Source organism: Anaerococcus provencensis, assembly GCF_000312365.2.
GTDB classification, from domain to species: Bacteria; Bacillota; Clostridia; order Tissierellales; family Peptoniphilaceae; genus Anaerococcus; species Anaerococcus provencensis.
Genome location: NZ_HG003686.1, coordinates 507,548 through 518,519, shown reverse-complemented (window position 1 = coordinate 518,519; position 10,972 = coordinate 507,548). Strand labels below are relative to the sequence as shown.

Sequence of the window (10,972 nt, the reverse complement as noted above, 5' to 3'; positions counted from 1 at the left end):
TTCCCACTGCTGCCTCCCGTAGGAGTCTGGGCCGTGTCTCAGTCCCAATGTGGCCGTACACTCTCTCAAGCCGGCTACTGATCGTTGCCTTGGTGGGCTGTTATCTCACCAACTAGCTAATCAGACGCAAGTCCATCTTACACCGCTAACACTTTGATTAATGCTTCATGCGAAGTATTAATATCATAGGGTATTATTCTCCGTTTCCAGAGGCTATCCCCTTGTGTAAGGCAGGTTACTCACGCGTTACTCACCCGTTCGCCACTAATTCACTTAAGGTCATTCCGAAGAAATCTTTTAAGTTTCATCGTTCGACTTGCATGTGTTATGCACGCCGCCAGCGTTAATCCTGAGCCAGGATCAAACTCTCATGAAAAATTTATGAGAGCTCTTGATTCAAGCTCTGCTCATTTACACTGATCTAAAATCAATGCGTGATTTATTTTTTAATCATCCGTTCAAAGAATCAACTTGGATAAGTTGTCAATAACTTATTTAAAGTTTTTTTGATAGGTTGATTATGTTTTGTTTTTACATAATCATTGATATTAAATTTCATTGTAGATGTTTTTTTAAAACATCTGGTTCAGCGCGATTCTTATTGAATCGACTTTTATAGTCTACCATTTAATTTTTATCTTGTCAAATCTTTTTGTAAGTTTTTTACAATAAATTTACTTGACCTTTACAAATTAAGTGTATCGACTTTTTATAGTCTATCACCTTTTCGCTACTTTGTCAAGAGTTTTTTTACTTATTTTTAAAATTCTTGACTAGCCTTTTTGGTGTCGACTTGTACTAAGTATACACAGGTCATTTTTTTATGTCAAGTCTTTTTTATTTATTCTACTTGATAGTTTACTATTGATACCATTTTGCCGTCTTTGTCTTGGATTTTCCTTATCTTTTTGTCAAAATCTATTCTGGTTAACCATATATTTTTTTCACATCCAAGACATTTTAATTTAATATCAGCTCCTGTGCGTTCAATCTTCCATTTATTTTCTCCGCATGGATGCCCCTTTTTTAGACTTACTATATCTCCTATTTTATATTTCTTCATTTACATCCTTTCCTTTTGTTACTGCTACTACTTGCGTACTAGGATTTAGATTTCTTTGGTATATTTCCTCTATTATAATCTTTCTTTCTTCTCTAGCCAGTGCCCACTGATATCCAGGCATAGCTATACCAGTTGTTTTTGCCACATATGATCTTTCATTCATTTCCATGATACCAAATAGGCTAACGTCTTTTAATATATATTTAGCTAGATCTTTGTTTGCCTTTAATTTTTCTCCTACATTTTTTACAATCTCTTCTAGTTCTTGGTAAGAAACTTCGTAGGATAGATAAATATTGCATTCAAATTTGATTGGTCCGCTGTTCAAATTCTGTACATTTGTTATTTGTGAATTTGGTATGGTATGCAAGGATCCATCATAGTCTCTAATCTTGGTGTGGCGCATTCCAAGGGTTTCTACTGTGCCTTCAACTCCTGCTGCCTTTATCCAATCTCCTACTCTAAAGGTATCATCTACGATTATTATCGTGCCAGTTACTATATCTTTGACCAGCGTTTGTGCCCCAAATGCTATGGCACCCCCACCAATTCCTGCTGTGGCTATGATTGAGCGAGTGTTTACCCCAATCATATCTAGGATTATCATTACTATTATAAAGCCAAGTATAAATTTCACTACTGAATAGAGATTCTTAGTTAGTGTTTCTATTCTTACTTTTCTATAACCATCTTGGTCCATTTTGTCATCAAAGGCCTTCTTTATAATTCTAGATATGGCTTCTAATAACAGTTTACCTAGTACTATAACTATGACTACTAATATAAGATCTTTTATAACACCTGCTTTAGTTATTTTTTCTATGTTGTTCATCCAAACTCCCTTCTTATAGTATATAGTATATTATAGCCTTAATAATTAGCAAAATAAAAGCAGCTTAAAGCTGCTAAATAATTTCTATTGTTTTTATTATCTCATGGGCCAATCTTTGGTGAAAATCTTCTCTCATATGAAGGCCATCTATAAAATATGATGGTGGAATTTTTCTTGCGTCAAGAGTTGGATAAGGCAAACCCTCTAACATTTCCCCATAGGAATCTATGGTATTGTTGATAAGCTCATATATAGGGTAGGCTTCTTCCTCTTCTATATAGGGTGGAATTATAATAAGATTTTTATTTGCCTTTGACATTTTTAATATTTCTTTGATGTTTGCAAAGGCAATTTCTGCTGAAATACCCTGGTAGATGTCATTGGTTCCTGCAAATACTATTAACAAATCACACTTAATAGGTATAAATCTTCTAAGCACATCCGAGGTCATATCGCCGTTTCTGCCTAAGTTTGTTGTTTCATATCCTGCTTCTTTGAGGTAATCTACGTATGATTTTTCTACTAAATATCCTTCAGTGAAGGAATCTCCTAAGCAAGTGATTTTCATTTATTGCATTTCTCCAAAGCCAAAGCTGTTCTTGATGGGATATATATTTTGATTCCATCGTAGTCAGTTCCAGCTAATCTTTCTGTCTTATAAACATAGTCATGGGAAATTCTTCCAACCCCACCAAATCTTACCTCATCCGTATCCAAAACCGTCCTAAATTCTCCAAGATCGTGGATTGGCAAAGCAAATGATTCATAGGAATTTGTAGGATGGAAGTTAAACACATAAACTATATCCTTGTTTCTAAAGGCGATAACCTTTCTATCATTATCAAGCCACAATCTAAATGTAGTGTTGCCCAATTGCTCGTACTTTTTAATATGTTCAATCATAGCCTTATCAAAATCACCTAGATAATGATATTTAAGATAGTCTGCATCAAGAATAGACCATTTTCTTGTAGCGTGTGAAAATGAGTACCCATTACCTTCTCTTGGGAAATCAATCCATTCTGGGTGACCAGATTCGTTGCCCATAAAGTTTAGGTAGGCATCCGCTCCCATAGAAATGGTAATCCATCTAATCATCTTGTGAAGGGCTATAGCCCTGTCAATTATATAATTTGTGCTATCTTTGTCCATGGACCAATACATTTCCTTATCAGCTAAGGTAAAGATAGTTGTCTTTGATCCAACCAAAGCTTGGTCGTGACTTTCTACATAGGATATGCGTTTTTCTTCTGGTCTGTGAGTTGAAAGTTCGTACCACATATTGGATAAATCCCAATCTTCGTCTTGCTTTTCAAGAGTTTTTTCCCAAAAATCTGGCATACCCATAGCAAGCCTATAGTCGAAACCTATGCCAGCCTTAGATATTGGCAGGCACATGCCTGGCATACCCGACATATCTTCTACTATGGTGATAGCATCAGGCTTTACTTCCCTAGCCAATTCATTGGCCAATTGCAAGTAATTGATGGCTGCAATGTCTGTGTTCATGGAAAAATATTTGCTATAGTGGTCAAAATTTTCTCCACGACCATGGTTTTTATAAATCATAGATGTGACACCGTCAAATCTAAAACCATCGAAGTGAAATTCTTCTAGCCAATATTTGACATTAGATAACAAAAAGTGAAGCACTCCTGGCTTTGAGTAATCAAATAATTTACTATCCCAATCTGGGTGGTTGCCCTCAACTCCTGCATGGAAGAACTGGTAGTCAGTTCCATCAAATTCGTTGATGCCCTCTATAGTATTTTTGATAGCATGGGAATGAACCAAGTCCATAATCACATTTATCCCCATATTATGAGCAGTATTGACCAAAGATTTGAGGTCATTGATTTGTCCATACCAAGAACTTGGAGCATAAAAGTTGCTGACTTGATAGCCAAAAGATCCATAGTAAGGGTGCTCAGCTATGGCCATTAGTTGGACGGTATTATAACCATCCTTTTTAATTCTTGGCAAAATATTTTTTTCAAATTCTTTGTAAGTTGAAACTTTTTCTTCCTCACCAGCCATGCCTATGTGGGCTTCATATATCAACAAGTCATTTTTATTAATTTTGAAATCTTGGTCAGTCCACTTAAATTTGGAACGAGGGTTTTGCAATATAGCTGCAAAGTCATTTTTGTTATCTCTTTCCACCCTTGTGGCATAAAGAGGAATCCTATCTTTGATAGCTCCATTGGCATCAACTAGGGCCTTAATCCTAGATCCATGTGGGATGGTCCTTATTCCTTTTATGAAGATTTCCCAATCCTCGTCATTTATTTTAGTAAGTGGGTGGGCGTGCCTATCCCAATCGTTAAAATCACCTATTAAATATAGGCCATCGGCCTTAGGAGCCCATTCCCTGTATATCCAGCCATTTTTGACTTTGTGAAAGCCATAATAGTGGTGAGCATTGGCAAAGTCTTTTAAGCTTTTATTATCTTGTAAGATTCTTTCTTTTTGCTTTTCGTATTCATTCATTCTCAGATTTATGTCGTTTTCGTAGTCTTTTATCCAAGGATCAATTTCTAATATCTCCCACTTTGCCATTGCTACCTCCTGATATTATTCTGCTCTATCTGCTATTACTTTTTGAGTGATTTCTTTTGGTACTTCTTCATATCTATCAAATTCCATTGAGAAAGAGCCACGTGCTGATGTTTGACTTCTTAGGTCGATAGCGTAGTTTAATACCTCTGCTAATGGAGCTTCTGCTAAGATGATTTGGCTACCATCTTCTTGTGGTTCCATGCCAAGTATTTTGCCACGTCTCTTGTTCATATCGCCCATAACATCACCCATGTTGTCTTCTGGAACTTTGATTTCTAGTTTCATAACTGGTTCAAGCAATATTGGATTTGCTTCTTCTATACCCTTTTTGAAGGCTATCTTTGCAGCAGTTTTGAAAGCTTGTTCGTTAGAGTCTACTGGGTGGTAAGATCCATCGTATAAGGTTGCACGAATACCAGTAACTTTAAATCCTGCTAGTGGTCCTTCAGAAAGAGATTCTTCTAGTCCTTTTTCTACTGCTGGGAAATAGTTCTTTGGAACTGCTCCACCAAATACTTCTTCGTCAAATACAAATTCTTCTTCTGTTGGTTCAAATCTGATAAATACATCTCCGTATTGGCCAGCACCACCAGATTGTTTTTTGTGCTTGCCTTGTACGTCAGATTTGCCCTTGATAGTTTCTCTATATGGAATCTTGTAATCTACAACTTCTGTATTTACACCGTAGTTGTCACGTAGTTTATCCATGATAACTTCAAGTTGCATATTGCCAAGACCAGATAGGATTTGTTGGTGAGTTTCTATATTTCTATCGTCCACAAATGTTGGGTCTTCTTCTATAAGTTTTTGTAAAGCTTCAGATATTTTATCCTCGTCATTTTTACTTACTGCTTTGATTGCGTAGAATAAAACTGGTTTTGGATATTTGATTTTTTTGTATTCGATCTTATTGTCAGCTGTAGCAAGGCTGTCACCTGTTGATAGGTCGTCAAGTTTTGTAAAGGCGCCAATATCACCTGCTATTACCTTGTCAGATTTGATTTGTTCCTTACCTTTTAGGTAGAATAGGTTAGATACCTTTAATTCCTTACCCTTTGTCACGTCATAAATCTTGTCATCTTTGGAAACTGATCCAGATAAAACTTTAAATATTGAAATTTTACCTACAAATGGATCTGCAAGAGTTTTGAAAACTACAGCAGAGAACGGAGCATCTTCGTTTGACTCAAAAGCTTCATAGCCTTCTTTTACCCTAAATCCAATGTTTGCAGCTTCATCGTTGATAGATGGCATATATTTTGTAATTACTTCAAGAAGTTGAGTTAATCCTATTTCTTTTTCACTGGATCCTGCAATAAGTGGAACAACTGTTCCTTCAAGTATAGCTTCAGAAAGTCCATTTCTAAATTCACTTTCTGAGAATTCTTCGCCTTCAAAGAATTTTTCCATTAATGAATCATCAGTTTCTGCAACTGCTTCTATAATTTCTTCGTAAACGGCATCAACTTCTGCTAGACGAATTTCTGGAATTTCTACTTCCTTCTTCTCTCCATTTTCGTAAGTGTAGGCTTTTTTATCTAGGACGTCTATGACTCCTTCAAACTTATCGCCTTGGCCTAGCATTAGGGTTAGTGGAATAACTTTCTTGCCAAAGTTGATGTGTAGATCTGATACAACCTTGTTGAAGTTAGCATTTTCTTTGTCTAATTTGTTTACAAATATTATTGATGGTAGGTTAATCTCTTGGATATATTTCCAATATTTTTCTGTACCAACTTCGATTCCGCTTTCTCCATCTATTACAAAAAGTGCAGCTTCGCTTGCTCTTAGGGCTTGTAATACTTCACCTTCAAAGTCAAAAAATCCAGGAGAATCTATAAAGTTAATCTTAAAATCTTCGTATTCGACTGGAACGATTGAAGTTTGGATAGAAATACCTCTTTTTTTCTCTTGAGCTTCATAATCTGAAACTGTATTTTTATCTTCAACTCTTCCTTTTTTATCGATTGCACCTGTCTTATATAATAAAGCTTCTGCAAGTGATGTTTTACCACTTGCAGAGTGGCCGACTAAAGCTAAGTTTCTAATTTTAGATGTACTATAATTTTTCATAATTTCTCCTTTGTGAAAACATTTATAAGTAATGTTTGATTTTTAATCTATAAGTTAATTATATAGCAATTTGAAATATTTTTCCATATTTTAGAAAATGTTTTCATTTTTTCACATGAAAATAGGGCCCCTGCTAGGGCCCTATTTCTTAAATATTCGCTTTATATAGTCCTTTATGCCAAGAGACTTCCTAAGTTTATCACTTGGAATATACTTATTTATAGCTCTTAGAGTCTTCTTATTATCAACAGTTGTGAATATAAAATCTCCATTTTGCTTAGTGTGAATGGCAAATCTTGGGATTTTCTTTTTGAAAACCACCTCTGCTGTGATTAGCTTAACTTCTTTCCAAGGAATCTGTATATAGTCATTAGGGTTTCTCCTGTTGTAGTATTCAAAAGCCTTATCCCCAACCATAACTGACCCAGAGCTTGTAAAACCCTGGAGATGGTTGGCCTTTATGGTCAAATCAACAGTTTTATTTTGAGATTCAACCATAGCCTACATTATGTGGAAGTATCTTGCTACAATTCCTATTGCAAATAAAGCAAGGATAATTGTAATTGGTGAAACGTCTTTTTTGAGAAGTTTTGATACACCAAGAGTTAGTAATAGTGGCAATAATCCTGGTATAAGCATATCCAAGTTATCTTGTAGGGTTGTTACCTTTTCTGGACTAAAGGCAGTTGCGCCGTAGGTATTATATGTTTCTAGGGCTTGTTTGATTCCTTCTGCTCCAGCTGGAAGCTTTTCCCAATGGATATAGGTTTGGGTATTTTGGGCAACTCTTGTAATTTCTACAGGAATATTGACATTTACCCAACGTTGAACAAGAGCTCCTATGACAAACATTCCTAGTATAGATGCCATTAGGGTAACTTTGCCAAGTAGTCCACCAGAAAGGTCCTTTGTGATTTCATTTCCTGCCTTGTAGCCTGCTTCTTGGGTTTTCCATAGGAAGATGTATCTGATTAAGTTCCAAAATACGAAAAATATTAGTGGACCTAATATATTTCCAGTTAGAGCAAGAGATGCACCAAGGGCTCCCAATATAGGTCTAATTGTAAACCAGAATACTGGGTCGCCTACACCTGCAAGTGGTCCCATCATACCAACTTTTACACCGTTTATTGCAGCATCATCTATAGCTGTACCGTTAGCTCTTTCTTCTTCCATAGCTAGGGTAACTCCCATTACTGGTGCAGATACGTATGGGTGGGTGTTGTAAAATTCCAAGTGGCGCTTTAGTGCCGCTGCTTGGCTAGCTTTGTCGTGGTATAAGGCTTTGATGGCTGGAATAATGGCATATGCCCAACCACCATTTTGCATTCTCTCAAAGTTCCAAGTACCTTGCAAGAATTGGTGTCTGTTGCAGACTTTCTTTCTGACAGATTCGCTAAGTTCTATTCTTCCATTTTCACCTGTGATGACTTCAGCTTGTTCTTTTTTAATAGTTTTTTTGTTTTCAGTCATTAGATCCCTCCTTAATAGTCATTGATTATATCGCCAAGGGGATCTCCAGAGTTTGAAGATGATCCTCCGCTATTTTGAGCAAGGCCTTTAAGTTTCATATAGACTAGGGCAAGGGAAACAGCTATGACACCTAGTCCTATCAATGTGATTTGTGGGATTGCTGCAAGGACAAAACCAAGGGCAAAAAATGGCCAGGTTTCTTTGGTACTCATCATATTTAATACCATGGCATAACCAACAGCTGCAACCATACCGCCTCCTATAGCCATACCTTCTTTAAGCCATACTGGCATAGAGTTAAGAGCATCTGTTACAACCTTAGCAGGGATAAAGCAAAGGATTACTGCAGGAATTGCAATACGAAGTCCTTGCATAGCTATACCTGCCCATTGAAGTCTTTCGATTTTTGCAAAGTTTGCATCTTCTGCTGCGCTATCCATGGCATGAACCATTGGAATAGCTAAGGTTCTTGCAAGCATTGTCAGAAACAATCCAGCTACTGAAAGTGGGATTGCAAGGGTTATTGATGTTGATATAGCTTCTGTAGCATTGGCATCTCCTCCGTTTAAGGCCAAAGCCATGATTATTGCTGATGCAACTGAAGCTAGGGCTGCATCTGGAGCTATAGCCGCTCCTACATTTGACCAGCCTAAGGCTAGCATTTGTAGTGAACCACCTAGCATGACACCTTCTTTGAGGTGACCTGTCACAAGACCTATGAGGGTACAAGCAACTACTGGTTGGTGAAATTGGAATTGGTCTAGGACCCCTTCACAACCTGCTAGGAAAGCTACCACAAAGATTAAAATAATATTAATTGCAGACATTTTTCTCTCCTAATTCATTTTTAATTCAGATTTTGCTTTTTTGAGCATATTATCTAAGTTGTCAGATTTGTCAGATGGAACTTTTCTCACATCAAAACTTATGCCATAATCTTTTAGCTTTTCTATAGTTTCTACATCATCTTTGTTCATAGCTACTGCTGTGTTTAAGTTGACTTTACCTTCTGAATAAGCCATAGATCCGATATTTACTTTGTCAAGCTTGCCACCTAGTTCCATAAGTTCTAGAACATCTTGTGGTTTTTCAAACAAAAGCATAGCACGAGTTGCCCCAAATCTTGGGTCGTCTATAATTTCTTTCATCTTCCAAACTGGAACTACGTGAGCCTTTACTCCTGGCGGCTCAGCCTCCATTACCATAGATTTGCGAAGTGCATCCTTGCTTACTGCATCAGATACAACTATGATACGGTCTGGCTTGGTAGCCTTGGTCCAGCTAGTTGCAACTTGTCCATGCAAGAGCCTTGTGTCTATACGAGCTAGGGCAATGTCAATCTTGCCATCGCCAATAACAGTTCCTGGAGGAATTGATCCATCTGCCTTAGTCTTGGCATCTACTTCCTCTTGGGCCTTGTCAACTTCTTTGGCTTCTGCCTTTGCTTCTGTTTCGTTTAGACTTTCTGGTTTGATCTTTACACCTTCTCTTGCAGATCCTATAATAGCCTTTGCAATGCCGTGAGAAGATTCATTAGTAAATCTTTCTGATAGGGCTTCTATGACCATTGGTAGATTCATTCCAGCAACTATTGCCCATTTATCTTCGTGGCCATCGAGCAAGTTTGATGTTTGGTTAAATGGAGTGCCTCCCCATAGATCAACTAGAAATAAAATTTCATCGCTATCAACTTTTTTGATGCAAGCTTCAAGCTCATTTCTCAAGTCATCTGGTCCCATGGATGGCAAAAGAATTGCTGATTCAAACTTTTCTTGGTCGCCAAAAATCATTTGCGCAGATTCTTTGATGCCCTCGGCAAAGTGGCCGTGACTTGCAAGTATTATTCCTACCATCTTCTCTCCTTTCCTTAAAACAAATTTTATATAAATTCATAGATTATATAACTTTATTATAGCACAGTCTTAATTAATTGTATCTGCTGGATAGTAAATATTTGCATCAAATCTAGCACGAGTTAGGACATCCATATAATTTTGTGTTAGTTTTAATAGCTCGTTTACCCTCTTTTTATCCTTATTTCTCAAAATCTCTTCGATTTCTACAAATTCATAATATAGTCTGGATTTGTTTTCAAGGTTATAGTCAAAACTTTCCACACCACTTGCATGAGTTTTTGTAAGCTTATACTTATCAAAACTATTCAAAGCGTCCGAAATCTCAATAGTTGCTTCACTTCCTTGTATAGTGTTTATGATAGGAGCAGCAGAATCTTTTGATCCAATACATGAAACTTTGAAATCCTCATAATCAAGGATAACTATGCCAGAGGTATCTATGTCTTTTTCTATATTTGCAAAGTACTTAACGTCCTTTGGCAGACCAAAAGTATCGACAGCAAAGGCTACATTGTATAAGTTTAGGTCAACCAAGGCCCCACCGGAGTTCTCTAATCTAAAGACCGGCTCAATGATTCCTTCTTTGAACTTGTCATATCTTGATGAATATTGGGAGTAGTTAAAGGAAACAATCTTTATCTCTCCCAAGTCCCCTATAAGTTTTTTAACTTCATTTGCATTAGGGATAAATCTGTGGCTAATGGCCTCAACTATCATCACATCATTTGCCCTTGCCTTTTCGATAATTTTTTCTGTTTGGTAAGAGTTTGATGTAAAAGGCTTCTCACAAATTATATTTTTCCCTTTATCTATAGCCTTATTCATTACTTCAAAGTGTAAGTTGTTTGGCAAAGCTACATAAACTGTATCTATCTCATCATCGGCCAAGAGATCATCTATAGCTAGATAGTATCTCTTTATTCCAAAGTCTTGACATAAGTTTTGTAGTTTTTCTTCATTTCTTGCAGCTATGGCCACAAGGTCTATATTTTCTATATCTTTTATTACAGGCAAAACTTCATTGACAATTTTGCCAGAACCCAAAATTCCTAGTTTCATAATTTCCTCCATATTATTATTCTTAGCTATTTTACCCAATATCAGTAAAACTTTCTT

At 36.7% G+C, this 10,972-nt stretch carries 10 protein-coding genes; all 10 read right to left on the bottom strand.

Annotated elements, in window-relative coordinates; translation table 11 throughout:
• Positions 1-841 precede the first annotated feature (841 nt).
• The 10 genes from BN38_RS05170 to BN38_RS05125 all read right to left on the bottom strand — a co-directional run bounded on the left by BN38_RS05170 (position 842) and on the right by BN38_RS05125 (position 10,915).
• Positions 842-1,063: a DUF951 domain-containing protein gene (locus BN38_RS05170; RefSeq protein WP_044565924.1), complete on the bottom strand. Its 222-nt coding sequence runs from the start codon at positions 1,061-1,063 to the stop codon at positions 842-844.
• Positions 1,050-1,895 carry a mechanosensitive ion channel family protein gene (locus BN38_RS05165; protein WP_044565923.1) on the bottom strand — a complete coding sequence of 282 codons (846 nt, stop codon included), beginning with the start codon at positions 1,893-1,895 and terminating at the stop codon, positions 1,050-1,052. The genes BN38_RS05170 and BN38_RS05165 overlap by 14 nt, the downstream gene beginning before the upstream one ends.
• Positions 1,896-1,968: 73 nt before the next feature.
• Complete coding sequence (locus BN38_RS05160; protein ID WP_044565922.1) at positions 1,969-2,463, bottom strand: GDSL-type esterase/lipase family protein; 495 nt, start codon at positions 2,461-2,463, stop codon at positions 1,969-1,971.
• Positions 2,460-4,454 (bottom strand): alpha-amylase family glycosyl hydrolase, encoded by a 1,995-nt coding sequence (locus tag BN38_RS05155; RefSeq protein ID WP_044565921.1) that lies wholly within the window; start codon positions 4,452-4,454, stop codon positions 2,460-2,462. Before BN38_RS05155 ends, BN38_RS05160 begins: the two co-directional genes overlap by 4 nt.
• A 15-nt stretch (positions 4,455-4,469) precedes the next feature.
• A complete protein-coding gene (fusA, locus tag BN38_RS05150) occupies positions 4,470-6,527 on the bottom strand; it encodes an elongation factor G (protein WP_044565920.1) in 2,058 nt (685 codons plus the stop codon).
• Positions 6,528-6,668: 141 nt separating this feature from the next.
• A complete protein-coding gene (locus tag BN38_RS05145) occupies positions 6,669-7,025 on the bottom strand; it encodes a DUF956 family protein (RefSeq protein ID WP_044565919.1) in 357 nt (118 codons plus the stop codon).
• 3 nt (positions 7,026-7,028) lie between these two features.
• Entirely contained in the window at positions 7,029-8,000 is a 972-nt protein-coding gene (locus tag BN38_RS05140; protein ID WP_044565918.1) for a PTS system mannose/fructose/sorbose family transporter subunit IID, read from the bottom strand.
• 11 nt (positions 8,001-8,011) lie between these two features.
• The gene (locus BN38_RS05135) at positions 8,012-8,827 is read right to left on the bottom strand and encodes a PTS mannose/fructose/sorbose transporter subunit IIC (RefSeq protein WP_044565917.1); all 816 of its coding nucleotides are present in this window, start codon (positions 8,825-8,827) and stop codon (positions 8,012-8,014) included.
• Between the two features lie 9 nt (positions 8,828-8,836).
• Entirely contained in the window at positions 8,837-9,853 is a 1,017-nt protein-coding gene (locus tag BN38_RS05130) for a PTS sugar transporter subunit IIB (RefSeq protein WP_044565916.1), read from the bottom strand.
• 69 nt (positions 9,854-9,922) lie between these two features.
• Positions 9,923-10,915 carry a Gfo/Idh/MocA family protein gene (locus BN38_RS05125; RefSeq protein WP_044565915.1) on the bottom strand — a complete coding sequence of 331 codons (993 nt, stop codon included), beginning with the start codon at positions 10,913-10,915 and terminating at the stop codon, positions 9,923-9,925.
• Positions 10,916-10,972: the final 57 nt, after the last annotated feature.